At 71.0% G+C, this 26,008-nt stretch carries 20 protein-coding genes; 14 read left to right on the top strand and 6 right to left on the bottom strand.

Annotation, left to right across the window (positions count from 1 at the left end):
- Positions 1–549 (bottom strand): spermidine synthase (locus BZL64_RS01260; protein WP_086765117.1); only part of this gene is annotated, 549 nt, incomplete at its 3' end.
- 70 nt (positions 550–619) lie between these two features.
- Positions 620–2,305, bottom strand: a complete 1,686-nt coding sequence (locus BZL64_RS01255) for a ribonuclease J (RefSeq protein ID WP_086765114.1) — start codon at positions 2,303–2,305, stop codon at positions 620–622.
- A gap of 291 nt (positions 2,306–2,596) precedes the next feature.
- Between BZL64_RS01255 and pcaDC the strand changes: the two genes are divergently transcribed.
- The 5 genes from pcaDC to BZL64_RS01230 all read left to right on the top strand — a co-directional run bounded on the left by pcaDC (position 2,597) and on the right by BZL64_RS01230 (position 6,994).
- Complete coding sequence (gene pcaDC, locus BZL64_RS01250; RefSeq protein WP_086765128.1) at positions 2,597–3,898, top strand: bifunctional 3-oxoadipate enol-lactonase/4-carboxymuconolactone decarboxylase PcaDC; 1,302 nt, start codon at positions 2,597–2,599, stop codon at positions 3,896–3,898.
- 67 nt (positions 3,899–3,965) lie between these two features.
- Positions 3,966–4,601 (top strand): MBL fold metallo-hydrolase, encoded by a 636-nt coding sequence (locus BZL64_RS01245; protein ID WP_086765125.1) that lies wholly within the window; start codon positions 3,966–3,968, stop codon positions 4,599–4,601.
- Between the two features lie 39 nt (positions 4,602–4,640).
- On the top strand, positions 4,641–5,420 hold the full coding sequence (locus tag BZL64_RS01240; RefSeq protein WP_086765112.1) for an exodeoxyribonuclease III: 780 nt from the start codon (positions 4,641–4,643) through the stop codon (positions 5,418–5,420).
- A gap of 248 nt (positions 5,421–5,668) precedes the next feature.
- A complete protein-coding gene (locus BZL64_RS01235; protein WP_086765109.1) occupies positions 5,669–6,091 on the top strand; it encodes a DUF6278 family protein in 423 nt (140 codons plus the stop codon).
- Positions 6,092–6,250: 159 nt separating this feature from the next.
- The gene (locus tag BZL64_RS01230) at positions 6,251–6,994 is read left to right on the top strand and encodes an amino acid ABC transporter ATP-binding protein (RefSeq protein WP_086765106.1); all 744 of its coding nucleotides are present in this window, start codon (positions 6,251–6,253) and stop codon (positions 6,992–6,994) included.
- 114 nt (positions 6,995–7,108) lie between these two features.
- Here the strand turns inward: BZL64_RS01230 and BZL64_RS01225 are convergent, their stop codons facing one another.
- Positions 7,109–8,677 carry a CocE/NonD family hydrolase gene (locus tag BZL64_RS01225; protein ID WP_086765123.1) on the bottom strand — a complete coding sequence of 523 codons (1,569 nt, stop codon included), beginning with the start codon at positions 8,675–8,677 and terminating at the stop codon, positions 7,109–7,111.
- 176 nt (positions 8,678–8,853) lie between these two features.
- Complete coding sequence (locus tag BZL64_RS01220; RefSeq protein WP_086765103.1) at positions 8,854–9,615, bottom strand: hypothetical protein; 762 nt, start codon at positions 9,613–9,615, stop codon at positions 8,854–8,856.
- 143 nt (positions 9,616–9,758) lie between these two features.
- Between BZL64_RS01220 and ggt the strand changes: the two genes are divergently transcribed.
- Complete coding sequence (gene ggt, locus BZL64_RS01215; RefSeq protein ID WP_086765100.1) at positions 9,759–11,558, top strand: gamma-glutamyltransferase; 1,800 nt, start codon at positions 9,759–9,761, stop codon at positions 11,556–11,558.
- 12 nt (positions 11,559–11,570) lie between these two features.
- On the opposite strand, the gene BZL64_RS01210 is transcribed toward ggt, so the two are convergent.
- Entirely contained in the window at positions 11,571–14,117 is a 2,547-nt protein-coding gene (locus BZL64_RS01210) for an ATP-dependent Clp protease ATP-binding subunit (RefSeq protein ID WP_086765097.1), read from the bottom strand.
- Between the two features lie 286 nt (positions 14,118–14,403).
- Here BZL64_RS01210 and BZL64_RS01205 point away from each other — a divergent pair, with 286 nt between their 5' ends.
- The 8 genes from BZL64_RS01205 to BZL64_RS01170 all read left to right on the top strand — a co-directional run bounded on the left by BZL64_RS01205 (position 14,404) and on the right by BZL64_RS01170 (position 25,253).
- A complete protein-coding gene (locus BZL64_RS01205; RefSeq protein ID WP_086765094.1) occupies positions 14,404–15,921 on the top strand; it encodes a hypothetical protein in 1,518 nt (505 codons plus the stop codon).
- 183 nt (positions 15,922–16,104) lie between these two features.
- Positions 16,105–16,947 carry a nitrilase-related carbon-nitrogen hydrolase gene (locus tag BZL64_RS01200; protein WP_086765091.1) on the top strand — a complete coding sequence of 281 codons (843 nt, stop codon included), beginning with the start codon at positions 16,105–16,107 and terminating at the stop codon, positions 16,945–16,947.
- Complete coding sequence (locus tag BZL64_RS01195) at positions 16,944–18,227, top strand: aspartate aminotransferase family protein (protein ID WP_086765090.1); 1,284 nt, start codon at positions 16,944–16,946, stop codon at positions 18,225–18,227. The genes BZL64_RS01200 and BZL64_RS01195 overlap by 4 nt, the downstream gene beginning before the upstream one ends.
- A 58-nt stretch (positions 18,228–18,285) precedes the next feature.
- Entirely contained in the window at positions 18,286–19,872 is a 1,587-nt protein-coding gene (locus BZL64_RS01190; protein WP_086765087.1) for a PucR family transcriptional regulator, read from the top strand.
- A 268-nt stretch (positions 19,873–20,140) separates the two neighbouring features.
- Entirely contained in the window at positions 20,141–20,983 is an 843-nt protein-coding gene (locus BZL64_RS01185; protein ID WP_086765084.1) for a nitrilase-related carbon-nitrogen hydrolase, read from the top strand.
- Between the two features lie 151 nt (positions 20,984–21,134).
- Positions 21,135–22,535, top strand: coding sequence for a dihydropyrimidinase (hydA, locus tag BZL64_RS01180; RefSeq protein WP_086765081.1), 1,401 nt, complete (start codon positions 21,135–21,137; stop codon positions 22,533–22,535).
- Between the two features lie 11 nt (positions 22,536–22,546).
- On the top strand, positions 22,547–23,566 hold the full coding sequence (locus tag BZL64_RS01175; RefSeq protein ID WP_086765078.1) for a TIGR03842 family LLM class F420-dependent oxidoreductase: 1,020 nt from the start codon (positions 22,547–22,549) through the stop codon (positions 23,564–23,566).
- 160 nt (positions 23,567–23,726) lie between these two features.
- A complete protein-coding gene (locus BZL64_RS01170) occupies positions 23,727–25,253 on the top strand; it encodes an NCS1 family nucleobase:cation symporter-1 (protein WP_086765075.1) in 1,527 nt (508 codons plus the stop codon).
- A 78-nt stretch (positions 25,254–25,331) separates the two neighbouring features.
- Here BZL64_RS01170 and BZL64_RS01165 read toward each other — a convergent pair whose 3' ends face one another.
- Positions 25,332–25,997, bottom strand: coding sequence for a hypothetical protein (locus BZL64_RS01165; RefSeq protein WP_086765072.1), 666 nt, complete (start codon positions 25,995–25,997; stop codon positions 25,332–25,334).
- Positions 25,998–26,008 lie beyond the last annotated feature (11 nt).

The raw sequence follows: 26,008 nt of genomic DNA, 5'->3' as shown, positions 1-26,008 counted from the left end.
GTGCCCGGCGAGGGCGCGCAGCCCTTCCGGGCGGTACAGGGCGGCATGGCGGGGGTTCAGCACATGGCGCGGTGAATGGTCGATGTCCAGCAGGATCGCGTGGAAACGGCGCCCTGGTGACCGCGGGTCCAGACCCGCCGGGCCCCCGGCCGCCTCGAAGAAGTCGGCGTGCACCAGACGGCACCGGGGATCGCCGGTCAGCCGGGCGCCGAGGGGCACGAGGTGGCGCTCGTGCCAGTCGATGACCTCGGCGAGCGCGTCCACCACGATCAGGGAACGCACCCGTGGGTCCTCCAGAGCGGCCCGCGCGGTGTACCCGAGGCCGAGCCCGCCCACCGCGACGTCCAGCTCGGCGTCGCCCGGCAGGCGTGCCAGCCCCAGCTCCGTCAGCGCGATCTCGCCGGCCGTGAAGAGGCTGGACATCAGGAACTCGTCGCCCAGTTTCACCTCGTACACGTCGTCGTCCGACCCGGGATACCTGCGCCGCCGCAGGCTGATGTCCCCCAGCGGCGTCGGACGCCAGTCGATCTCGTCGAAGCGCGCGCTCATCGGTGTTCCTCGTCTCTGTCCCGGCCGCCGGCGGTGGGCCGGCGGCCGGGGGGTTCGGCCCGGATCAGGGTCAGGCGTCGATGATGACGGGGATGATGAGCGGCTTGCGGCGATAGGTGCGGAAGGCCCAGTTGGCCACCGAACGGGCGATCAGCTGTTCGAGCTGACGTGAGTCGCCCACGCCTTCCTCGGCGGCGGTGGCCAGCGTCTTCTCGATGACCGGGATGACGGATTCGAACGTCGTCTCGTCATGGACGAAGCCGCGGGCCAGGAAGTCGGGCGCCTCCGCCAGCGCGCCGGTGTCGGCGTCGACGAGGGCCACGACGGTGACCACGCCCTCCTCGGCCAGGGTGAGGCGGTCCTTGAGGGACGCCTCGGTGACGCCGCCGACCTCCATGCCGTCCACGTACACGTTGCCCGCGGGCACCTTGCCGGTGATGGACGCGCGCCCGTCGACGAGGTCGACGACGACGCCGTCCTCGGCGATGACGACCCGGTCGGGGTCGAGACCCGTACGGATGGCGAGGTCGCCGTTGGCCCGCAGGTGGCGGAACTCGCCGTGGACCGGCATCACGTTGCGCGGCTTGACGATGTTGTAGCAGTAGACGAGTTCGCCGGCGCTGGCGTGCCCGGAGACGTGCACCTTGGCGTTGCCCTTGTGGACGACGTGGGCACCCCACCGGGTCAGCCCGTTGATCACCCGGTAGATGGCGTTCTCGTTGCCGGGGATCAGGGAGCTGGCGAGCAGTACGGTGTCGCCCTCGCCGATACGGATCATGTGGTCGCGGTTGGCCATCCGGGACAGCGCGGCCATCGGCTCGCCCTGGGAACCGGTGCACACCAGCGTGATCCGGTGGTCGGGGAGCTTCTCCAGCTCCCTGGTCGTCACGACCAGGCCGGACGGGACCTTCAGATAGCCCAGCTCGCGGGCGATGCCCATGTTGCGGACCATCGAGCGGCCGACGAAGGCGACCTTGCGGCCGTGCTGATGGGCGGCGTCCAGGACCTGCTGGATGCGGTGCACATGGCTGGCGAAGCTGGAGACGATGACCCGGCGCGGAGCCGTACGCATCACCTGCTCGATCGCCGGGTTCAGCTCGCGTTCCGACGTGGTGAAGCCGGGTACCTCGGCGTTGGTGGAGTCGGTGAGGAACAGGTCCACACCCTCCTCGCCGAGCCGCGCGAAGGCACGCAGGTCGGTGATGCGATCGTCGAGGGGGAACTGGTCCATCTTGAAGTCGCCGGTGTGCAGCACCAGTCCGGCTCCGGTCCGGATCGCCACGGCGAGACCGTCCGGGATGGAGTGGTTGACCGCGACGAACTCGCACTCGAAGGGGCCGAACTTACGCTTGTCGTCCTCCTTCACCCGCACTGTCCGCGGGCGGATGCCGTGCTCCTTGAGCTTGGCCTCCAGGAACGCCAGCGTCAGCTTCGACCCGACGACGGGAATGTCGGACCGCTCGCGCAGCAGGTAGGGCACGCCGCCGATGTGGTCCTCGTGCCCGTGGGTCAGGACGACGGCCACGATGTCGTCCAGGCGGTCCCTGATCGAGGTGAAGTCGGGAAGGATCACGTCCACCCCGGGCTGCGTCTCCTCGGGGAACAGCACCCCGCAGTCCACGATGAGGAGTTTGCCGGCGTACTCGAAGACGGTCATGTTGCGGCCGATCTCGCCCAGGCCGCCCAGGGCGACGACCCTCAAACCTTTGGCGGGCAGCGGCGGGGCGGTCTTCAGGCCAGGATGCGGATGACTCATACCTTGACGTTACCGGAGACCGGAGCCCGTGACGTGACCCCGCCACCGCAGCCGCCCGCCCGCCGCCCGGCGAGCGGCCACCGCGAAGTCCGCGCTGGTCAGCCCCCGGACCACGACAAGGGCCCGCGCCGGCCCGTGCGCCCTTGCCTCCCGCCTCACCGATCACCGCGGGGGACCGGGCACCGTGGCCGGTCGTGAAGGGTCTCCCCGAGGCCGTCACAACCTGGGACGCCTTGTACGGGGTTGGACCCCCGCACGTGAGAAATCGTGAGATGTGAGACCGTGCAGGGCGTGAGTGAGACACCGATGAACACCCTGCAATACCGCTTTGACGGGCCAGAAGACGCACCTGTCCTGATCCTCGGTCCCTCACTGGGTACCACCTGGCACATGTGGGACCGGCAGGTTCCCGAGCTGGCGCAGCAGTGGCGGATCTTCCGGTTCGACCTGCCCGGTCACGGCGGGTCCCCGGCCTATCCGGCGGGCTCCGTCAGCGACCTCGCCGAGCGGCTGCTGGCCACACTCGACGCACTCGGGGTGCAGCGTTTCGGCTACGCGGGCTGTGCGCTCGGCGGTGCGGTGGGTGTGGAGCTGGCACTGCGTCACCCCGAGCGGGTGGCCTCGCTCGCGCTCATCGCGGCCTCGCCGCGGTTCGGCACGGCGGACGAGTTCCGTCAGCGCGGCGTGATCGTCCGGACGCACGGTCTCGACCCCATCGCCCGTACCTCGCCCGACCGTTGGTTCTCCACCGGCTTCGCCGCCGCGCAGCCCGCGATCACCGAGTGGGCCGTACAGATGGTGCGCACCACCGACCCCGGCTGCTACATCGCGGCCTGCGAGGCGCTCGCCTCCTTCGACGTGCGGCCCGAACTCGGCATGGTCGGCGTGCCGACGCTGGTCCTCGTCGGCTCGGACGACCAGGTCACCGGCCCCGCCGAGGCCCGCACGCTGGTCGCCGGCATCCCCGACGCCCGTCTCGCCGTCGTCCCGGGCGCCTCCCACCTGGTCCCGGTCGAGCAGCCCGCCGCCGTCACCGACCTCCTGGTCCGGCACTTCTCGACCGCCTGGCAGCCCGCCCACGAGCACAGCACGGGCCAGACCGCCGTCCCCGGCGTCTCCCTCAGGCCGGTGCAGGCCGTGTCCCCGCAGGCCGCGCCGATCGCGGAGATCGCCCCCGCCCCCATGATCGCGCCGTCGCAGGTCATGGGCCGCCCCGACCCGTACGACGCCGGGCTGAAGGTGCGCCGCGAGGTCCTCGGGGACGCCCATGTGGACCGGGCGCTGGCACAGGCCGACGACTTCTCCGGCGACTTCCAGGAACTGGTCACCCGCTACGCGTGGGGGGAGATCTGGGACCGCCCCGGCCTCGACCGGCGTTCGCGCTCCTGCGTGACGCTCACCGCGCTGGTGGCCGGCGGGCACCTCGACGAGCTGGCCTTCCACACCCGCGCCGCCCTGCGCAACGGCCTCACCCCGGACGAGATCAAGGAGGTCCTGCTCCAGGCGGCGGTCTACTGTGGCGTACCGGCCGCGAACAGCGCGTTCCGGGTGGCGCAGCAGGTCATCCGGGAGGAGACGACGCCCTCCGAGTGAGCGGGCCGCCCGGCGGAGGCAGGATGGAACCATGACGGCCATGACTCCCGAGACGCCCGTGACGCCCCTGAAGCTCACGAAGAAGGCGCATGCCTGTGTTCGCCTGGAGAAGGAGGGCCGCACGCTCGTGCTCGATCCGGGCGCGTTCACCGAGGAGGATGCGGCGCTCGGCGCGGAGGCGATCCTGGTCACGCACGAGCATCCCGACCACTTCAGCGAGGAGCGGCTGCGGGCGGCCCTGGAGGCCGACCCGGCCGCCGAGATCTGGACCCTCGCGTCGGTGGCCGAGAAGATCGCGGGAGCCTTTCCGGGCCGCGTCCACACCGTCGGCCACGGTGACGCCTTCACCGCTGCGGGCTTCGACATCCAGGTCCACGGCGAGCTGCACGCCGTGATCCACCCGGACCTGCCGCGCGTCACCAACGTGGGCTTCCTGGTCGACGACGGCCGGGTCTTCCATCCGGGCGACGCCCTCACCGTCCCCGACCGGCCGGTGGAGACCCTCCTCGCCCCCGTCCAGGCCCCCTGGAACAAGATCGCCGAGGTCATCGAGTACGTGAGGGAGGTCGGGCCGCGGCGGGTCTACGACATCCACGACGCCCTCCTCACCGACCTCGCCCGCCCGATCTACGACATGCACCTGGGCAACCTGGGCGGCGCCGAGCACGGGCGGCTGGCGCCGGGGGCCTCGGCGCGGATCTGAGCGAGGGCGTTGTCGGACCCTGCGGGTAGGTTGTCGGGCATGCGCATCGCGACCTGGAACGTGAACTCGATCACCGCCCGCCTGCCGAGGCTCCTGGCCTGGCTGGAGAGCAGCGGCACCGACGTGCTCTGCCTCCAGGAGGCCAAGGTCGCCGAGGACCAGTTCCCGCTCGACCAGCTGCGCGAGCTGGGCTACGAGGCGGCGGTCCACGCCACCGGCAGGTGGAACGGTGTGGCGGTGCTCTCCCGCGTGGGCATCGAGGACGTCGTCAAGGGCCTGCCCGGCGATCCGGGCTACGACGGCGCCCCGGAGCCCCGCGCGATCGCGGCGACCTGCGGCCCGGTCCGCGTCTGGTCGGTCTACGTGCCCAACGGCCGCGAGGTGGAGCACCCGCACTACGCGTACAAGCTCCAGTGGTTCGAGGCCCTCAGGGCCGCCGTCGCCGGTGACGCGGGAGGCAGCCGCCCCTTCGCGGTGCTGGGCGACTACAACGTGGCGCCGACCGACGACGACGTCTACGACGTGGCCGCCTTCGAGGGCTCCACGCATGTCACCCCCGCCGAGCGCGCCGCCCTCGCCTCCCTGCGCGGCGCCGGCCTCTCCGACGTCGTCCCGCGCCCCCTGAAGTACGAGCACCCCTTCACCTACTGGGACTACCGCCAGCTCTGCTTCCCCAAGAACCGCGGCATGCGCATCGACCTGGTCTACGGCAACGCGCCCTTCGCCAAGGCCGTCAAGGACTCCTACGTCGACCGTGAGGAGCGCAAGGGCAAGGGCGCCTCGGACCACGCGCCGGTCGTCGTCGACCTGGACGTGTAGGACCCGGCGGACACCCCGCGGCCCCTAGTGGACAGCGCTGGCAGGGGCCACCGCGGAAACCCCGGGTACGGGCCGGCGCACGTACCGACCCGTCCCGTACATCCGGTCGATCATTGGGGCATCGCGACGGCGGCGAAAACGCCGCGTACCGGTCAATTCGGCGTGCGGGTGGGACAGGGGGATCCGGCCGCCCGCGGCTGCCCGCGCGCCTGTGGTGCGCACGCCGGTGTGAATGTCACGCTGGGCGTATGAACATCCCTTTCCTGGGCAGCAGGCGCAAGAAGCACGCCGAGGCGACGCTGACCGCCGCCGACCCCGAAGGGGTCGCCGAACTCCTCTCCGAGTGCGAGCTGCTGCGCACTCTTGCGGAGCGGGAGGGTATCCGGCTCGACGACACACCGGCCTCGCTGGAGGCGCTCGACCAGTTGCTGCCGCGCTGGCGCGACGACGAGGAGAACCTGCCCTGGCTCGGCAACGACGCCGGCCTCTACCTCGGCACCGTCATCGTGCGCACCGTCCCCGGCGCCGTCTGGAAGGTCTGGCCCGGCGGCCAGCCCGTCGTGCGGCTCGCGTCGGGCCGGGAGTTCGACGTGGTGACGGCTGGGCAGGAGTGGGCGGCCAACGGCGTTCCTGAGCTGTCGCAGCGCTACGGCGAGGTGGCGGAGGTCTGAGCGGCGGCTCGGGTGCAGGTCGGAGCCCCGGTTCGACCACAGGTTTGCAGGGGGCTTAAATACGGCTAATGCGGGACAAGTGCGTGTCGACTCTTTGGGCAAGTTCTCTCTGGATAGTTTGCGGCTGCACGGGACAGCTGAGAGTGAGTAGGGCTGCGCATGGCCGCCGATCCGTTGATCGAGCTGCGTGACGTCAACAAGTACTACGGGGAACTGCATGTCCTCCAGGACATCGACCTCACCGTCGGCAAGGGGGAGGTGGTCGTGGTCATCGGCCCTTCGGGGTCGGGCAAGTCGACCCTCTGCCGGGCCATCAACCGGCTGGAGACGATCCGCTCGGGCACCATCCTGCTGGACGGCAGACCGCTCCCGGACGAGGGCAGGGAACTGGCCCGGCTGCGCGCCGACGTCGGCATGGTGTTCCAGTCCTTCAACCTGTTCGCGCACAAGACCGTGCTCCAGAACGTGACGCTGGGGCAGGTCAAGGTCCGCAGGACCGACAAGGCGAAGGCCCAGGAGAAGGCGCTGGCCCTGCTCGACCGCGTCGGCGTGGCCGGCCAGGCCGACAAGTACCCCGCACAGCTCTCCGGCGGCCAGCAGCAGCGTGTGGCCATCGCTCGGGCCCTCGCGATGGAGCCCAAGGCGCTGCTGTTCGACGAGCCGACCTCCGCTCTGGACCCGGAGATGATCAACGAGGTGCTGGAGGTCATGCGGCAGCTCGCCCGGGACGGCATGACGATGGTCGTCGTCACCCACGAGATGGGCTTCGCCCGCTCGGCCGCCAACCGTGTGGTGTTCATGGCCGACGGCCGCATCGTCGAGGACCGCAGCCCGGACGAGTTCTTCACCGATCCGCGCAGCGACCGGGCCAAGGACTTCCTCTCCAAGATCCTCAAGCACTAGCCGAGTACGCGCCCGACATGACCCCCCGGACGGAACCTCGTCTAGGATGGGTCGTTCATCTGGGCCGTAGGGGCAGATCCACAGGAGCCATACCCGCCCGGCGGCGGCCGGAGATCACTGTTCGCGCAGCGGAATCGACACGTAGGACGGGTCGTTCGGCGGCGAGGAGAAGGTCAGCCGCGCGCCGGTCGGGTTGTGCTCGATGTAGAGCGGGTCGACCGTGTCGACGACCAGCGCCAGCCGGTGCCCCGCCGGGACGTCGTAGGCCGTGGAGAACAGCTCCAGGTCCACGCCGAACGGCTCGCCCGGGGTGCGCCCGTGGAAGGTGTACGGCGCGTTGGTGACCAGCTTGCCGAGGCCGAGCGGCCCCACGTCGTAGAGGTAGGCCACGAGGGTGCCGCTCTCCTCGGTGGGCGTCACCGTGGTGTGCAACCTCGCGGTGCCGCGCACCTGTTGGGTCCTGGCGTACGTCTGCGACTGCCAGACGGCGGCCCAGCGGCGGGGGAGCAGGGGCATCGAGGCCACCGGGGGAAGCCGGGCGATCTGGTCGAGGATGCTCGACAGGAACACGATTCCGCCGTCCGCACCCGAGTTGACGCCGGTCCGGATGGTGGTGGTGCCGGCGAGGTTCACCTTGCGGGTGGTCGCGGTGACCGATTTCCAGTCCGGATAGCCCTCGTAACCGCTTGTGGAACGGGACTTGATGCGCACCGGCTGCTCACGGTCGATGCCGTTGTCCACACCCCGGAGGTGGTGGTCGAACCAGCGCACGGTGTCGGTCCACACGTCGTTGGGCAGTCCGAACAGGCCGGTGAGTTCGGCCGTCGCGTGGTCGCCGGGCCGGAAAGCCAGCCGCTTGGGGCCGGTCAGCTTCTCGTAGAAGTCCGCGTACTGGTTGGGCGGGAAGATCGTGTCGCCCCAGGTGTTGGCGAGCATGACCGCCGCGCCGTTGTCGTTGAGCTGGTCCAGGTAGGTTCCGGGGGAACGTTTCTTCCCCCAGGCGATCAGGTCCTGCTCCTTGGCCAGGTCGGCGGAGTAGAAGTCGTCGAAGGCCCGGCGGGTCTCGGCGCTGTGGCGGCCGGTGACCGTGCCCGTGGCGTCCAGCAGGGCGGCGGCCTGGACGTGTTCGGTGCGGCCGGAGTAGATCGACCCGGTCAGGTCCGCCCAGCCGCTGAGCGCCGCGACGGCCTTGATGCGCGGGTCGTGCGCGGCGGCGAGCAGGCTGATGCCGGCGCCGTAGGAGACGCCTCCGATGCCGATGTTGCGCGGGTCGGCGGCGGTGTGCGCGAGCGCCCAGTCGACCACCGTGGACGCGTCGGCCACGTCGGGCGGGCCCGCCACCTCGATCTCGCCGCCGGACTGCCAGAAGCCGCGCACGTTGTACGTGAGCACGATGTAGCCCGAGTCGGCGAGCCGCCTGGCCTGGGCGAGGTACTCGACCTGGGGGAAGGACCAGCTCGTCGGGAACACGATCAGGGGGTGGCGGCCGGTGCCGTCGGTGTCCGCGGGCGTGACGACGTTGGCCTTCAGTACGGTGCCGTCCGCGCTCCGGATGTCGACGAAGCGGATGCCGCTCGTGGCGGCCTGCGCGGCGGGGGCGAGACCGAGGACGCCACCGGCGACCAGGGTCGCGGAGACGGCGCCCACGGCGGTCGTACGCAGGGCCGTGCGGTGGTGTCCCACGGTCACTCCTCAGTCGTTCCGGTGCAAAGTGACCCGACGGTAACCTCTCGCTCTTACCGTAAGTAACCCGCCGGTAAGTTACGTGCCAGTAACGATTGTTGAGCGGGTGAGGAACCGGGTGCGGGGCATCCGGGGCCGGAACGCGAGGAGTTGGGGAGGAGGCTGTGGGCCGGCGGTCAGGACGCGCGGTGCGAGGCTGGGGTGGAGACGGCCTGCGCGGGGAGCGGCGTCTGGGCGGCCCGTGTCACATCGGCGACCAGTTCCACCACGTCCGGGCCGTACGCCTGGGAGTTGACGACCTTCAGCAGCAGCACGAAGGAGTTGTTTCCGTGCTTGCGGTGGAGGCGCTCGTGGTTGCGGGCCAGATAGCGCGTGGCGGCCTGGTTGGTGATCGCGCGCTGGCCGCAGAAGAGGAACACCGGCCGGGCGTCGCGGCGCTGGGCGGCGGTCAGCCGGGCCAGCAGCACGTACTCGGTGACGCCCGCCTCCAGGCGGTGCCGTTCGCTGCCGATCTGGAACGCCCCCCGGTCCGGGCCCGGTTCGGCGTCGACGTTGACCCGCACGCCGGGCAGCATCGCCGCCATGTGCGCCATCATCCGCCGGTTGGAGGCCGGGCCGCCCACGCAGAACTCGGTGCGTTCGCCGAAGCCCTGCTGGGCCGTGTCCTGGGTGACCACCTGGATGTTGGCCCCGCAGTCCTTGATCAGCGCGGACAGCTCAAGGAGCGCGAAGACGTCGAAGCGGTGCACCGCCGGTTCCGAGGTCGCCGGGTCGCGGTTGACGACGAGCAGGCACTCCGAGTTGTTCGGCAGCCCGAAGAAGGCCTGCTTGCGCCGTAGCCTGCGTCGCCAGAGGTAGGTACGGGCGACCCAGCCCAGGGCGGCACTGATACCGGCCGCGACCAGACCCAGAACGATGTTGCGCACGTCGTCATTCATGGGCGCGCATAGTAGTGGGGTCCCATGGCCGGAACGTACCCGTGTTCGATGTGTGCCAGTCGCATGACACTGCCCGGAAGGGGGCTGTCGGGGGCCCCGCGTTGTGGTTACGCTGCGCGGACGTTCCCGGACTGGAGGTACGGATGCGCCGCTCTGTCGCGCGGAAACTGCTCGTCCTGGCGGTTTCCGCCGCCGTGGTCTCGGTGGGAGCGGCGGCGCCACCCGCCGCCGGCGGGACCGCCGCCGAGAAGACACCCGTCGCCGTCGGCTACGGCGGTGCCGTGGCCAGCGTCGACGCGGACGCCTCCGCCGCCGGCATCGAGATCCTGCGCAAGGGCGGCAACGCGGTGGACGCGGCCGTCGCGACCGCCGCCGCCCTCGGCGTCACCGAGCCCTACTCCGCGGGCATCGGCGGAGGCGGCTACTTCGTCTACTACGACGCCAAGTCCCGTACGGTGCGCACGATCGACGGCCGCGAGACCGCCCCGCTCACCGCCGACGCGAACCTGTTCCTCGAGAACGGCAAGCCCCTCGCCTTCGCCGACGCCGTCAGCAGCGGCCTCGGCGTCGGCACCCCCGGCACGCCCGCCACCTGGGCGACGGCCCTAGACCGCTGGGGCAGCAGGAAGCTCGGCACGCTGCTCAAGCCCGCCGAGCGCCTGGCCCGCGACGGCTTCACCGTCGACGCCACCTTCCGCAGCCAGACCGCCGCCAACGAGACCCGCTTCCGCTACTTCCCCGACACCACCGAGCTGTTCCTGCCCGGCGGACAGCTCCCGGCCGTCGGCTCCACCTTCAAGAACCCCGACCTCGCCCGCACCTACGCCGAGCTGGGCCGCAAGGGGGTCGGCACGCTCTACCGGGGCGACCTCGCCGAGGACATCGTCGACACCGTGAACAAGCCGCCGGTGGACCCGGCTTCGGGCTGGAACGCCCGGCCCGGCGAGCTGTCCGCGAAGGACCTCGCCGCCTACCGCGCCAAGCTCCAGGCACCCACCAGGACCACCTACCGAGGCCTCGGCGTGTACTCCATCGCGCCCTCCTCCTCCGGTGGCACGACCGTCGGCGAGGCCCTCAACATCCTGGAGCGGACCGATCTGTCCAAGGCGAGCCAGGCCCAGTACCTGCACCGGTACATCGAGGCCAGCCGCATCGCCTTCGCCGACCGCGGGCGCTGGGTCGGCGACCCGGCCTTCGAGGACGTACCGGCCGGGGAACTGCTCTCGCAGCGGTACGCCGACTCGCGGGAGTGCCTGATCAAGGACGACGCGGTGCTCACCAGCCCGGTCGCGCCCGGAGACCCCCGCAACCCGGCGGCCTGCGCCACGGCGGGCACGGCGGCGCCGACGACGTACGAGGGCGACAGCACCACGCACCTGACCGTCGCCGACAAGTGGGGGAACGTCGTTGCCTACACGCTCACCATCGAGCAGACCGGCGGCAGCGGCATCACCGTCCCCGGACGCGGATTCATCCTCAACAACGAGCTGACGGACTTCTCCTTCGCCCCGGCCAACCCGGCCGTGCACGACCCCAACCTGCCCGGTCCGGGCAAGCGGCCGCGGTCCTCGATCGCGCCGACCATCGTCCTCGACCGGCACAACCAGCCGGTGGTGGCCCTCGGTTCACCCGGCGGCGCCACCATCATCACCACCGTCCTGCAGACCCTCACCCAATTCCTCGACCGCGGGCTGCCGCTCGTGGACGCCATCGCCGCTCCCCGCGCCAGCCAGCGCAACGCCGCCCAGACGGAACTCGAACCCGGCCTCTACGGCAGCGGCTCGGCCGCGGAACTGGCGGCGATCGGGCACTCCTTCCGGCTCAACCCGGAGATCGGCGCCGCGACCGCCGTACAGCGGCTGCCCGGCGGGAAGTGGCTCGCGGCGGCCGAGACCGTACGGCGGGGCGGCGGCTCGGCGCAGGTGGTGCTGCCGGCGTCGTAGGACGCCGGGAGTTCACAGCTCGGGAGCGGGCGGCTCGTCGCGGACCGTACGGAACGCGAGCCGCCCGTCCTGGACGTCGACCGTCACGCGGGCGCCCTCCTGGACCCGCCCGTCGAGCAGCAGCCGGGACAGCTGGTTGTCGACCTCGCGCTGGATGGTGCGGCGCAGCGGGCGGGCACCGTACTCGGGCTGGTAACCGCGTTCGGCAAGCCAGTCGACGGCCGCTTCGGAGAACTCCACCGCGATCCCCTGCGAGTGCACCAGCCGACGGGTCCCGTCCAGCAACAGATCGGTGATCCGCCGCAGTTGGTCACCGCTGAGCTGGCGGAAGACGACGATCTCGTCGATGCGGTTGAGGAACTCCGGCCGGAAGTGGTCGCGCAGCGGTCGCAGGATCTGCTCCCGCCGCGCCTCCTCGTCGGCCTCGGCGCCGCCCGCGCCGAAACCGATTCCCGCGCCGCGCCGCGTGATCGCCTCCGAACCCAGGTTGCTGGTCATCACGATCACCGTGTTGGTGAAGTCGACCGTGCGGCCCTGCGCGTCGGTCAGCCGCCCGTCGTCGAGCACCTGCAGCAGGATGTTGAAGACGTCCGGATGCGCTTTCTCCACCTCGTCGAGCAGCAGCAGCGAGTACGGGTGACGGCGGACCGCCTCGGTGAGCTGGCCGGCCTCCTCATGGCCCACGTAGCCGGGCGGTGCGCCCACCAGGCGGCTCACCGTGTGCCGCTCCTGGTACTCGCTCATGTCCAGGCGGACCATGCGCTCCTCGCTGCCGAACAGCGCCTCGGCGAGCGCGCGGGCCAGCTCGGTCTTGCCCACCCCGGTCGGGCCCAGGAACAGGAAACTGCCGATCGGCCGGTCCGGGCTCGACAGTCCGGCGCGCGAGCGCAGCACGGCGTCCGAGACGACCCGCACGGCCTCGTCCTGCCCGACGACCCGCTCGTGCAGATGCTGTTCCAGGCCGAGCAGCCGGTCCTTCTCCTCCTGGGTGAGGCTCGCGACGGGGATGCCGGTCTGGCGGGAGACGACCTCGGCGATGGCCTCCGCGGTGACCTCCAGATGCTGGCCCTCGTCGGCCTCGCCGTCCCCGGCCGCGTCCGCGATCCGCCCCTTCAACTCCACGATCCGGTCCCGCAGTTGGGTGGCCTGCTCGTACTGCTCGTCGGCGACGGCCTGGTCCTTGTCGCGGGTCAGCTGCTCGACCTCGCGCTCCATGGCCCGTACGTCGGTGCCCTTGGTGCGGGCGCCGAGACGCACCCGGGCGCCCGCCTGGTCGATCAGGTCGATGGCCTTGTCGGGCAGCCGCCGGTCGGTGAGATAGCGGTCGGACAGCCCCACCGCCGCCACCAGCGCCTCGTCGGTGTAGCGGACCTGGTGGTGGGCCTCGTACCGGTCGCGCAGACCGCGCAGGATCTCGATCGCGTCCGGGGCCGACGGCTCGGGCACCAGGATCGGCTGGAACCGCCGGGCCAGCGCCGCGTCCTTCTCGATCCTGCGGTACTCCTCCAGGGTGCTGGCACCCACGATGTGCAGCTCACCGCGGGCCAGCGCCGGCTTGAGGATGTTCCCGGCGTCCATCGAGCCACCCTCGCCGCCGCCGCCCGCACCGACCACCGTGTGCAACTCGTCGATGAAGACGATGAGTTCGCCGGAGTGCTCGCGGATCTCGTTCACGATCGCGTTGAGGCGCTCCTCGAAGTCGCCTCGGTAACGGGTTCCCGCAACCACTCCGGACAGGTCCAGGGCGACGACCCGGCGGCCGGTCAGCACGTCCGGCACGTCACCGTCCGCGATGCGCTGCGCCAGCCCCTCCACGATGGCGGTCTTGCCCACACCCGCGTCACCGATCAGCACGGGGTTGTTCTTGCCGCGCCGCGACAGCACCTCGATCGTCTGCTCGATCTCGTCGTCCCGGCCGATCACCGGGTCGATACGGCCCTTGCGCGCCAGGTCGGTGAGATCGCGGCCGTACTTGTCCAGCGTCGGCGTGGAGCTGGGCCGCTGCCGCTCCTGGCCGGTCTGCGGCGGCAGCGTGTCCGCGGGCTCGGAGGGGCCCGCGGGCGGCGCGAAGCGGGCCGCGTTGAGGATGTGCCCGGCCGCGGAGTCCGGGTTCGCCGCCAGGGCGCTCAGCACGTGCTCGGGGCCGATATAGCCCGCCCCGCGCGAGCGCGCCAGGTCGTGGGCGTCCAGCAGGGCCCGTTTGGCGGCCGGCGTCAGCGACAGCGAGGTGGGCGGCGGCACCTCGCCCGGCGGGTGCTGCGCCGGGCCGGAGCGCTCGTCGATCTCCGTCGCGAGGGAGTCGGGGTCCGCGCCGGCCCGGCTGAGCAGGCTGCGGGTCGGCTCCGCCGTGAGGGCGGCCCGCAGCAGGTGCTCGGTGTCCAGATCGCGGCTGCCGTGCTCGGCGGCGTACTGGGCGGCGCCGCGGACCAGCTCCCTCGCCGGCTGGCTGAGGAGCTGGCCGATGTTGATCTGGCGGGGGCCGGGGCGGGGCCCGCCGAAGAAGCGCGCCAGGAATTCACCGAAGGGGTCGCCCTCAGGGCCGATGTAGCCGCTGGTCATGGCATTCCGTTCCCTCGACTGCGTTGCCGGTGCGGACGGGTTTCCTGTCCGGGTCGGGCTACACCACGATGACACGTTCCTTTTGGGGTGGCATGTCCGCACGCGTCCGGCCATGGGCCGGCGGAGCCGGGCGGAGGCGGGCGAGGGCCGGAAATCCGGTTCCGCTCATCCGCCGGGACGGCGTCGGGAGACCCTCGCGTCCCCGAGGAAAACTCCCTGTATCCGCGCCGTAACACGTATGGTGTTTTCTACGGACCGGAGTGTTCCGGTCGGCAGGAGTTGGGCGATGGCTTTGGATCAACTCCCAGGGCAACTGCGGGAGTTCGCGAACTACCTGGACGGACTGCTGGCGCGCCTGGATCAGGGTGCCGGTTGGTGCGCGGTCTTCTGGCAGCGCGACCCGGACGGGATGCGGGCCTGCCTCGACGGCCGTGAGGTGCCGCCCTGGGACGTGGTGGAGGCCCTGCTCCAGGACCTCGCCGCGAACTACGGCACCCCCGTCGCCGCTCAGCAGGCGCAACGGGCCCGGCCCCTGCACATCGCCGCCCTCGCCGCCCACGACGCCGGACCCGGCGCCCGTGACGCCCTCGGGGACCGTCTCGACGTCATGCTCCGCGAGCAGCGCTACGCCGTCGACCGGCAGGCCGAACTGGGCCGCCTGCTCGCCGCCGCGACCACCCGCGAGGAGGCCGAGGCCATCCGCCTCGACCTCGCCTGGGCCCACGACGACCACGAACGTGCCACCGCTCGCTGCGCCGAACTCCGTTATCGCATCGCCGAGTTGGACCGGCTGGCTGGTGGTGCCGGTGAAGGTGCCGGTGGTGGCGGCCGGACCGAGGGAGTCGTGCCGGTCCAGCGGGCGGAAACAGCCGCACACGGTTACGCCCGGCCGGCCACGGCTCCCGCCCACGGCGACCCGCACACCCCCCAGGTCTCCCCGTACGCCGACACCCGTACGTCCCCGGCATCCCCGTACGCCGAGGCGGCGGCGACCGCCCCGGACGCCCGGAACCCGGAAGACGCCGGCCGGCACGCCCCTGACGACGCCGCCCCCGCCTCCGTGCCCAAGCAGCGCAAGCGCCGTCGGGGCGGTGCGCGGTTCGCCGGGATGGCCGAGGAGGAGGCCGCCCCCCTCGCCGTACCGCCCGTCGACGAGGCCGTGGCGCTGCCTGCGCCCGCGCCGAGCACGCGCCGTACGCCGCGCGGTGCCCGCTTCGCCGGGGCCGCCGAGGAACCGCGGCAGCGGCCGGAGCCTTCGGCCCCGCCGATGGACGCGGCGGACCGGCGCGAGACCGCCGAAGCGGTGGAGCGGCTGGTCAGGCTCCGCAGCGAGGGCCGCAGCGGCGAGGCGCACGCGCTGCTCGTCGAGTTCGCCTACTGGCCCGCCGCGCGCATCCCGCTGCTCGCCGCCGGCCTGCAGCGTTCGGGTCTCACCGCCGACTGGACGACCCTGCTGTGGGAGGCCGCCTCGCTGCCCGCCGACCGTCTCGTCGCCGCGGCGGACGCCCTGGCAGAGGCGGGCCGCACCGCCGACGGGGAACAGATCCTGCGCCAGGGCGTCGCCCGCCCGGCCGAGGAGATCGGGGAGGCCGTCGGCGCCCTGGTGGCCGACGGACGCCGCCGCGAGGTGCGCGCGCTGCTCGACGCCTACGTCCGCGTCCGCACCCCCGAGGAGGCGGCCCGCAGCGTCGCCCCCGACCCGCAGCTCCTGGTCCCGCTGCTGCTGGAGGCCGCCCGCGGCGTCTCGGACGAGCGCCACTGGGACCTGGTCCACGCGCTGCGCGTCGCAGGCTTCACCACCTGACCCGCACGCCCGCGCGTAGGCCGTCCGCCCGCGGCTCACCCACCGGAGTGTGAAACGCGATCGACTCAGCGGGTTAACGACGATGGTCTTGGCAAGCCCGTCCCCGAGGCTTACGTTCGTCCCTCTACGACCAGTGTCTACGGGCGTAGAGGGCCCTGACGTTTCCCGTCGAAGGAGCAGCTCATGGCCAACGTCGTACGTGCCGCTCTGGTCCAGGCCACCTGGACCGGCGACACCGAGTCCATGGTGGCGAAACACGAGGAGCACGCCCGCGAGGCGGCCCGGCAGGGCGCGAAGATCATCGGGTTCCAGGAGGTCTTCAACGCCCCGTACTTCTGTCAGGTCCAGGAGCCGGAGCACTACCGCTGGGCCGAGCCGGTCCCCGACGGACCGACCGTGCGCCGTATGCAGGAGCTGGCCCGCGAGACGGGCATGGTGATCGTCGTCCCCGTCTTCGAGATCGAGCAGTCCGGTTTCTACTACAACACCGCCGCCGTGATCGACGCCGACGGCAGCTACCTCGGCAAGTACCGCAAGCACCACATCCCGCAGGTGAAGGGATTCTGGGAGAAGTACTACTTCAAGCCGGGCAACCTCGGCTGGCCGGTCTTCGACACGGCCGTCGGCAAGGTCGGCGTCTACATCTGCTACGACCGCCACTTCCCGGAGGGCTGGCGCCAGCTCGGCCTCAACGGCGCCCAGCTGGTCTACAACCCGTCGGCCACCCACCGGGGGCTCTCCTCCCACCTCTGGCAGCTCGAACAGCCCGCCGCCGCCGTCGCCAACGAGTACTTCGTCGCCGCCATCAACCGGGTCGGCGTCGAGGAATACGGCGACAACGACTTCTACGGCACGTCCTACTTCGTGGACCCGCGCGGACAGTTCGTCGGCGGGACGGCCGGCGACAAGGACGAGGAACTCCTCGTCCGCGACCTCGACCTCGACCTGGTCGAGGAGGTACGGCAGACCTGGGCCTTCTACCGCGACCGCCGCCCCGACGCCTACGAAGGGCTGGTCCAGCCGTGAACGACCTCTACGCCCGTCACCGCCGGGTCCTGCCGGACTGGCTCGCCCTCTACTACGACCGGCCGCTGGAGATCACCCACGGCGAGGGCCGCCACGTATGGGACGCCCAGGGAAACAAGTACCTGGACTTCTTCGGCGGCATCCTCACGACCATGACCGCGCACGCGCTGCCCGAGGTCACGAAGGCGGTGAGCGAGCAGGCCGGACGGATCATCCATTCCTCCACGCTCTACCTCAACCGCCCGATGGTCGAACTCGCCGAGCGCATCGCCCACCTGAGCGCCATCCCGGACGCCCGCGTCTTCTTCACCACCTCCGGCACCGAGGCCAACGACACCGCGCTGCTGCTCGCCACCGCCCACCGGCGCAGCAACACGATCCTGGCGATGCGCAACAGCTACCACGGCCGTTCCTTCAGCGCCGTCGGCATCACCGGCAACCGCGGCTGGTCACCCACCTCCCTGTCCCCGCTCCAGACGCTGTACGTCCACGGAGGCGTGCGCACCCGCGGTCCGTACGCGTCACTCGACGACAGCGCGTTCATCGCGGCCTGCGTCGAGGACCTGAAGGACCTGCTCGGCCACACCCGCCCGCCCGCCGCCCTGATCGCCGAGCCGGTCCAGGGTGTCGGCGGCTTCACGTCCCCGCCGGACGGACTGTATGCGGCATTCCGAGAAGTGCTGAACGCACACGGGATCCTGTGGATCGCCGACGAGGTGCAGACCGGCTGGGGCCGCACCGGCGACCACTTCTGGGGTTGGCAGGCACACGACCGCAACGGCCCGCCCGACATCGTCACCTTCGCCAAGGGCATCGGCAACGGCATGTCCATCGGCGGGGTCGTCGCCCGCTCCGAGATCATGAACTGCCTGGACGCCAACAGCATCTCCACCTTCGGCGGCACCCAGGTCACCATGGCCGCCGGCCTCGCCAACCTCTCCCACCTGCTGGAGCACGACCTCCAGGGCAACGCCCGGCGGGTCGGCGGACTCCTCATCGAACGGCTGCGGGCCGTCGCCGCCCAGGACCCGGGCGTACGGGAGGTACGCGGGCGCGGGCTGATGATCGGCGTCGAGCTGACCAGGCCCGGCACCGACGAGGCCGACCCCGACCGGGCCGCCGCAGTCCTGGAGGCCGCCCGCGCCGGGGGACTGCTGATCGGCAAGGGCGGCGGCCACAGCACCAGCGCCCTGCGTGTCGCCCCGCCCCTGTCCCTGACCGTCGCGGAGGCCGAGGAGGGCGCCGCGATCCTCGAAAGCGCGCTCAGAAGCACGCAGTAACGCCTGAGCGCACCGCGGTGCCTGAGCGCACGCGGCGCCCGAGCAAGGGAACCACGCCATGACCACCACCATCCGGGAGTACCGGGGGCCCGTCGAGCCCCTGGAGCCGGCCCTGTCGGTCCGTCAGGTCCTCGCGCTGGAACGCGTGCTGGCCGGGGAACCCGAGGTGGTGGCCGGCGCGGCCCAGCTCGACAGGCCCGTGCGCTGGGTGCACGTCGCCGAGGCCGCCGACGTCGGCGTGATGCTCAGCGGCGGCGAGATGGTCCTCACCACCGGAGTACTGCTCGCCGGCGACGAGAACGCGCAGGCCGAGTACATCCGCTCGCTGCACCGCGCGGAGGCCGCCGCCGTCGTCCTGGGCCTCGGCCGGGCCTTCCCCGCCCCGCCGGACACGATGCGGCGCGCCGCCGAGCGGTGCGGACTGCCCATGGTCGTCCTGCACCGCCCCTTCCCCTTCGCGGAACTGACCGAGGAGGTCCAGTCGCGGCTCGTGCGGCGCAAGTTCGCCGCCGTCAGCCTCTCCGAGGCCGTACGCACCGCGCTCACCGGACTCATCACCACCGGTGCGCCCCTGCAGCACCTGCTCGACGAGATCGCCCACCACACCGGCTGTCCCGTCGTCGTCACCAACCTCGCCCACCGGGTCCTGGCCACGGCCGGGGAGCGGTCCGCGGTCGACGACGTGCTGCGTGACTGGGAACGCATCGCCCGCCAGGCGGGCGGCAGCGAGGGCGACGGCTGGATCCGCGCCGAACTGGGCGGACGCGGTGAACGCTGGGGCCAGATCATGCTCTGCGGCTACCGCGGCGACACCGCGGGCGGGCGGCTGCTCGCCGACCGGGCCGCCGAGGCCCTCGTCCTGCACCGCATGCTCGGCGGCGCCACCGCCCACTCCTGGGAGGAGCAGTCCACTCAGGGCCTGCTCACCGACCTGGTCTCCGGCGTCGTGGCGGCCCGCCAACTGCTGCCCCGCGCGCGGGCCGCCGGACTGCCGGTCAACCGGCGCACCTTCGTCCCGCTGGTCGTCCGGGACGGCGACTGCGCCCAACTGGAGAGAATGCTCCGCCTGCTGGGCATGGCCGGGCTGGTCGCCGAACTCGCCGACGGGGCCACCGCGGTGCTGCTCAGCCTCGCCCGGGACCAGGACGCCGACGCGCTCACCGCGCACTTCGCCGCCCGGCTGCGCACCGAGTCCGGGGAGAGCGGCACCGTCGTGGCCGCCGCCGCGCCCCGCGTCGCCTGGGACGACGTACCCGCGGGACTGCGCGAGGCCCAGCACGTCGCGGACGCCGTCGCCGACTCCTCCCCGGTCCTCGACCTCCCGGCCGTCGTCCGCCTCAAGGACGTCCATCTGCGGGGCCTGATACGGCTGTTGAGGGACGACCCGCATGTGCAGGCCTTCGCCGAGCGGGAACTGGACGGGCTGCTGTCCGCGGCCGGAGAGGATCTGCTGGCCGTCCTGCGCACCTACCTCGCCACCGGCCGCAACAAGTCCCGCACCGCCCAGCTCCACCACGTCTCACGGCCCGCGCTGTACCGGCGGCTCGAGGCGATCCAGGGCCGGCTCGGGGTGGACCTCGACGACTTCGAACAGGCCGCGTCGGTGCACATCGCCCTCCTCGCGCACGACGCGCAACAGGCATGAGGCGCGCCGGTGCGGCCGGCGCCGACGGCACGGCGCCGGCCGGCGACGGGCCGGAGAGCGTCGCACACCACACGGGGAATCCGGTCGGCACGTCCGGTGCGCAACAGGAGTGAAACATGCGACGACCTGGGAAAACGGTGGTGAAACATGCGTCGACGAAGTCGTGACACCGTGGCACGTCCAACGCCCCCAGACGTGACACGGTGCACCTCAAAGCCCGCTTTCGGACTTCCTAGGCTCCTCGCACACCCAGCGACCGGAGGTCCCGATGAGCAGAGTGATCCGAGCCGCCGTCTTCCAGACCGCGTGGACCGGCGACAAGGAGTCGATGATCCAGGTGCACGAGCAGGCGGTGCGCGACGCGGCCGCCCAGGGTGCACAGGTCCTGTGCTTCCAGGAACTGTTCTACGGACCGTACTTCTGCCAGGTCCAGGACCCGGCGTTCTACGAGTACGCCGAGCAGGTCCCCGACGGACCGATCGTCAAGCGCTTCCAGGCACTCGCCAGGGAGCACGGCATCGTCCTGGTGCTGCCGATGTACGAGGAGGAGCAGCCGGGCGTCCTCTACAACACCGCCGCGGTGATCGACGCGGACGGCAGCTACCTCGGCAAGTACCGCAAGCACCACATCCCGCAGGTGAAGGGTTTCTGGGAGAAGTTCTACTTCCGTCCCGGCAACGTGGGCTGGCCCGTCTTCGACACCGCCGTCGGCAGGATCGGCGTCTACATCTGCTACGACCGCCACTTCCCCGAGGGCTGGCGCGCCCTGGGCCTGGAAGGCGCCGAGATCGTCTTCAACCCGTCGGCCACCTCCCGCGGCCTGTCCGCCTATCTGTGGCAGCTGGAGCAGCCGGCGGCGGCCGTCGCCAACGAGTACTTCATCGGCGCGATCAACCGGGTCGGCGTCGAGGAACTGGGCGAGAACGACTTCTACGGAACCTCGTACTTCGTGGACCCGGAGGCCCAGTTCGTCGGCGAGGTGGCGAGCGACAAGGAGAGCGAACTCGTCGTCCGCGACCTGGACATGGCCAAGCTGCGCGAGGTCCGCGACCGCTGGCAGTTCTACCGGGACCGCCGTCCCGACGCCTACCCCCCGCTGACCGCGCCCTGACCGGTGCGGCTCCCCGCGTCCCCCCTGCGGGGCGAAGCCCTCGTCAGGGGGCGCGGGGCGGGGTCCCCGTGAGCCCGGTGCGGCCCCGCGCCGGGACGCGACCCGCTCACGACCCGTATCTGCCGACCACAACCCAGCGGAGCGTCAACGCATGAGCCGAACCGTCATCCGTGGTGGCCTCGTCATCACCGCGTCCGACGAGATCCACGCCGACGTCCTGATCGAGGACGGCCGTATCGCCGCCCTCGCCGCCTCCGGTACCCCGGCCGCCGAGGCCTGGACCGCCGAGAAGGCCATCGACGCCACCGGGAAGTACGTCATCCCGGGCGGGGTCGACGCCCACACCCACATGGAGCTGCCGTTCGGCGGCACCTTCGCCTCCGACACCTTCGAGACCGGCACGCGCGCCGCCGCCTGGGGCGGTACGACGACGATCGTCGACTTCGCCGTACAGAGCGTCGGCCACACTCTGCGCGAGGGCCTGGACGCCTGGCACGCCAAGGCCGAGGGCAACTGTGCCATCGACTACGCCTTCCACATGATCGTCTCCGATGTGAACCAGGAGACGCTCAAGGAGATGGACCTGCTGGTGGAGGAGGGCGTGACCTCCTTCAAGCAGTTCATGGCCTATCCGGGCGTCTTCTACAGCGACGACGGCCAGATCCTGCGCGCCATGCAGCGCTCCGCCGAGAACGGCGGCCTGATCATGATGCACGCGGAGAACGGGATCGCCATCGACGTCCTGGTCGAGCAGGCGCTGGCCCGCGGTGAGACCGACCCCCGCTACCACGGCGAGGTACGCAAGGCACTGCTGGAGGCCGAGGCCACCCACCGCGCCATCAAGCTCGCGCAGGTCGCCGGAGCGCCCCTCTACGTGGTGCACGTATCGGCGATGGAAGCGGTCGCGGAACTGGCCAGGGCGCGGGACGAGGGACTGAACGTCTTCGGCGAGACCTGTCCGCAGTACCTGTTCCTGTCCACCGACAACCTGGCCGAGCCCGGCTTCGAGGGCTCCAAGTACGTGTGCAGCACGCCGCTGCGCCCCAGGGAGCACCAGGCCAAGCTGTGGCAGGGCCTGCGGACCAACGACCTCCAGGTGGTGTCGACGGACCACTGCCCCTTCTGCTTCGTGGGCCAGAAGGAACTGGGCTGGGGCGACTTCTCCAAGATCCCCAACGGTCTGCCGGGCGTCGAGAACCGTATGGACCTTCTCCACCAGGCCGTCGTCGACGGACACATCTCGCGCCGCCGCTGGATCGAGATCGCGTGCGCCACCCCTGCGCGCATGTTCGGCATGTACCCGAAGAAGGGCACCATCACCCCGGGCGCCGACGCGGACGTCGTCATCTACGACCCGCACGCCGAGCAGACCGTCTCCGCCGACACCCACCACATGAACGTCGACTACTCGGCGTACGAGGGCAAGCGGATCACCGGCCGCGTCGAGACGGTCCTCTCGCGCGGCGTACCCGTCATCACCGAGCGGGAGTACACCGGGCGCGCCGGTCACGGTGTCTACACCCCGCGCTCCACCTGTCAGTACCTCAACTAGGAGTGGCGCCAATGGACTTCGGACTCGTCCTGCAGACCGACCCGCCGGCCTCGAAGGTCATCAGCCTGATGCAGCGGGCCGAGCGCAACGGCTTCACCTACGGATGGACCTTCGACTCGGCCGTGCTCTGGCAGGAGCCGTTCGTGATCTACAGTCAGATCCTGTCGAGCACCAGCAAGCTGACGGTCGGCCCGATGGTCACCAACCCGGGCACCCGCACCTGGGAGGTCACCGCCTCCACCTTCGCCACCCTCAACGACATGTTCGGCAACCGCACCGTGTGCGGCATCGGCCGCGGCGACTCCGCGATGCGGGTCGCGGGCCGCAAGCCCAACACCCTGGCCCGGATCAGCGAGGCAATGAAGGTCATCCGCGCCCTCGGCCGCGGTGACGAGGCCGACCTCGGCGGCACGGTGATCAGGTTCCCGTGGATCAAGCCGGGCGCCGAACTCCCGGTCTGGATGGCCGCGTACGGGCCCAAGGCGCTGAAGATGACCGGCGAGGAGGCCGACGGCTTCATCCTCCAGCTCGCCGACCTGTACCTCACCGAGTACATGGTCAAGGCCGTCAAAGACGCCGCCGTCGCCGCCGGGCGTGACCCCGGCGAGGTGAAGATCTGCGTCGCCGCCCCGGCGTACGTCACCGAGGACGACTCGCCCGAGGCGCTCGCCCACGCCCGGGACCAGTGCCGCTGGTTCGGCGGCATGGTCGGCAACCACGTGGCCGACCTGGTCTCCAAGTACGGAGAGCACTCCGCCGCCGTACCGGACGAACTCACCGACTACATCAAGGCGCGCGAGGGCTACGACTACTCGCACCACGGCCGCGCCGACAACCCGGACACCCAGTTCGTGCCCGACGAGATCGTCGACCGGTTCTGCCTCATCGGGCCGGTCGAGAAGCACATCGAGAAGCTGAACGCGCTGCGTGGGCTGGGCGTCGACCAGTTCGCCGTCTACGACATGCACGACGCGCAGGAGGCCACCATCGACGCCTACGGCACCACGGTGATTCCCGCGCTCAACGGCTGAACCGGCAACGGAGCCCGGCTCACCGCCGGTCGCCGACGCCTCCCATGCTCCCCCTTCCCGCCGTTCTCGGGAAGGGGGCCCAGGGCGCCCTCCCCGCGCACCCCCCTCGGCACCGCCCGCACGGCCTCTCCCGTCCCACCCTCGTTCGATTGGCCTGCCCATGACCGACACCGCTTCCCCGGCCATACCGCCGACCTCTCAAGTCACCCTCGCCGACGGCCGGGTGGAGATTGCCCCTGGTTCGCCGCTGCCCAGCGGCCCCTACGCCAACGAGGACCTGCTGCCGGTCCCCGTCGAGAAGCGCACCTGGACCACGTACAACTTCTCCGCGCTCTGGGTCGGCATGGCCCACAACACGGCCTCGTGGACCCTCGCCTCCGGTCTGATCGCCGTCGGCATGGACTGGAAGCAGGCGGTGTTCACCATCGCCCTCGCCAACCTGATCGTGCTGGTGCCGATGCTGCTCACCGGGCACGCGGGACCGAAGTACGGCATCCCCTTCCCGGTCTTCGCCCGTGCCTCCTTCGGCATCCGCGGCGCCAACCTCCCCGCTGTCGTACGGGCGTTGGTGGCCTGTGGCTGGTTCGGCATCCAGACCTGGATCGGCGGCGAGGCGATCTTCTTCCTGGCCGGAAAGCTGATCGGCAACGGCTGGAGCGAGGCCGGTGAGTTCGGCGGCCACCCCTGGACCATGTGGCTGTCCTTCGCGATCTTCTGGGCGCTTCAGGTGGCGATCATCTACCGGGGCATGGAGACGATCCGCCGCTTCGAGAACTGGGCGGCGCCCTTCGTCCTCGTCGGCGCGCTCGTGATGCTGATCTGGATGAGCAACAAGGCGGGCGGTTTCGGCCCGTTGCTCGACCAGCCCTCCAAGCTCGGCTGGGGTGCCGACTTCTGGAAGCTGTTCTGGCCGTCCCTCATGGGCATGATCGGCTTCTGGTCGACGCTGTCGCTGAACATCCCCGACTTCACCCGGTACGGAAAGTCGCAGAAGGCGCAGACCTGGGGACAGGCCCTCGGTCTGCCCACGACCATGACATTGTTCGCGCTGCTGTCGGTGATGGTCACCTCGGGTTCGCAGGCCGTGTACGGCGAGACGATCTGGGACCCGGTACAGCTCGCGGCGAAGACGGACAACGTCGTGGGCCTGCTGTTCGCGCTGGTGACCGTGCTGGTGGCGACCCTGTCCGTCAACATCGCCGCCAACCTGGTCTCGCCCGCCTTCGACTTCTCCAACATCGCGCCCCGGAAGATCAGTTTCCGCACCGGTGCGCTCGTCACCTGCGTCCTCGGCGTGCTGATCTTCCCGTGGAAGCTGTATTCCGACCCGGAGGGCTACATCTTCACCTGGCTCGGCCTGGTCGGCGGGCTCCTCGGCACGGTCGCCGGCATCCTCATCGCCGACTACTGGATCCTGCGCCGCGGCAAGCTCGACCTGACCGACCTGTACCGGACGGGCGGCCGTTACTGGTACAACGCCGGCTGGAACTGGCGGGCGGTCGTGGCCTTCGTGGTGGGCGGTGTCCTCGCCGTCGGCGGCGCGAGCTTCAAGCCGCTGATCGACGGCCGTCCCGTCGCGGCGCTGGAGCCGCTGGCCGACTACGGCTGGGCGGTGGGCCTGGGCACCTCGATGGCGCTCTACCTGGCGTTGATGCTGCTGAGAGGACGTGACAGGACCGCCGTGTGACGCGGGCGGGATCACGGGTGAGGGCGGCGGCGGGTGGAAGAACCCCGCCGGCGCCCTCGTTCGGGTTTCTGGGCGGCCTCAGTTGACCGCGGCGGCCTTCAGCGAGGCGACCGCTTCCTTCGCCGCCTTGATCGCGCCCTTGTTGATCTCGTCGGTGCCGGGAGCCTTCTTCGACTCGAAGTCGCTGCCGTTGTAGGTGACGACGACAAGCGCGTTCGCGACACGCGCGAGGACGGTGCCCTCACGGGTCTGCTGCTTGTCCTCCGTGGTCAGGTTCACCACCGAGTAGGCCTCGTCCCCGAGCCCCGGAACGGCTCCGCCGCCGGCCTTCTCCGTGGTGCGGTCCTTGAACGAGGCCGCCGCGTCGTCGTCGGACTCCGCCAGCTCGAACGAGATGTCCAGCCACCGGTAGTCGTACCCCTTGAGGGCGTTCCAGGAGCAGGTGCGGCGCAGGGAGGTGTCCGTCGACGGGATCTCCTTGCCGGCTGTCTTCGCGGCCGGCACCAGCGAACTCACCGTCTTGGCGGCCACACTCGTGCACGGTGCGGGGGCGGCGCCGTACGTCTTCGTCACCGCCGTCGAGGACGGCGCGGACGACTCGGAACGGGGTTTCTGCGTGTCCTTGGCCGCGGTGTCCTTCGCTGGGTCGGTCGGACCGGACGACATCGCCCAGCCCGCGCAGGCGAGCACGATCACCGGGGTCAGTCGCGCGGTGAGGGCGAGCGGCAGTGGGAGAGAACGCACGGCGCACTTTC

The organism is Streptomyces bobili (assembly GCF_002154575.1).
Classification (GTDB): domain Bacteria; phylum Actinomycetota; class Actinomycetes; order Streptomycetales; family Streptomycetaceae; genus Streptomyces; species Streptomyces bobili.
This window is presented reverse-complemented; position numbering and strand designations above follow the sequence as displayed.

Bases quoted from the DNA above. Each gene is read 5' to 3' on its own strand.
- BZL64_RS01255 (WP_086765114.1), bottom strand. From the start codon at position 2,305: ATGAGTCATCCGCATCCTGGCCTGAAGACCGCCCCGCCGCTGCCCGCC.
- BZL64_RS01170 (WP_086765075.1), top strand. From the start codon at position 23,727: ATGACCGACACCGCTTCCCCGGCCATACCGCCGACCTCTCAAGTCACC.
- BZL64_RS01240 (WP_086765112.1), top strand. From the start codon at position 4,641: ATGCGCATCGCGACCTGGAACGTGAACTCGATCACCGCCCGCCTGCCG.
- hydA (WP_086765081.1), top strand. From the start codon at position 21,135: ATGAGCCGAACCGTCATCCGTGGTGGCCTCGTCATCACCGCGTCCGAC.
- BZL64_RS01200 (WP_086765091.1), top strand. From the start codon at position 16,105: ATGGCCAACGTCGTACGTGCCGCTCTGGTCCAGGCCACCTGGACCGGC.
- BZL64_RS01185 (WP_086765084.1), top strand. From the start codon at position 20,141: ATGAGCAGAGTGATCCGAGCCGCCGTCTTCCAGACCGCGTGGACCGGC.
- BZL64_RS01190 (WP_086765087.1), top strand. From the start codon at position 18,286: ATGACCACCACCATCCGGGAGTACCGGGGGCCCGTCGAGCCCCTGGAG.
- BZL64_RS01210 (WP_086765097.1), bottom strand. From the start codon at position 14,117: ATGACCAGCGGCTACATCGGCCCTGAGGGCGACCCCTTCGGTGAATTC.
- BZL64_RS01175 (WP_086765078.1), top strand. From the start codon at position 22,547: ATGGACTTCGGACTCGTCCTGCAGACCGACCCGCCGGCCTCGAAGGTC.
- BZL64_RS01205 (WP_086765094.1), top strand. From the start codon at position 14,404: ATGGCTTTGGATCAACTCCCAGGGCAACTGCGGGAGTTCGCGAACTAC.
- BZL64_RS01220 (WP_086765103.1), bottom strand. From the start codon at position 9,615: ATGAATGACGACGTGCGCAACATCGTTCTGGGTCTGGTCGCGGCCGGT.
- BZL64_RS01235 (WP_086765109.1), top strand. From the start codon at position 5,669: ATGAACATCCCTTTCCTGGGCAGCAGGCGCAAGAAGCACGCCGAGGCG.
- ggt (WP_086765100.1), top strand. From the start codon at position 9,759: ATGCGCCGCTCTGTCGCGCGGAAACTGCTCGTCCTGGCGGTTTCCGCC.
- BZL64_RS01230 (WP_086765106.1), top strand. From the start codon at position 6,251: ATGGCCGCCGATCCGTTGATCGAGCTGCGTGACGTCAACAAGTACTAC.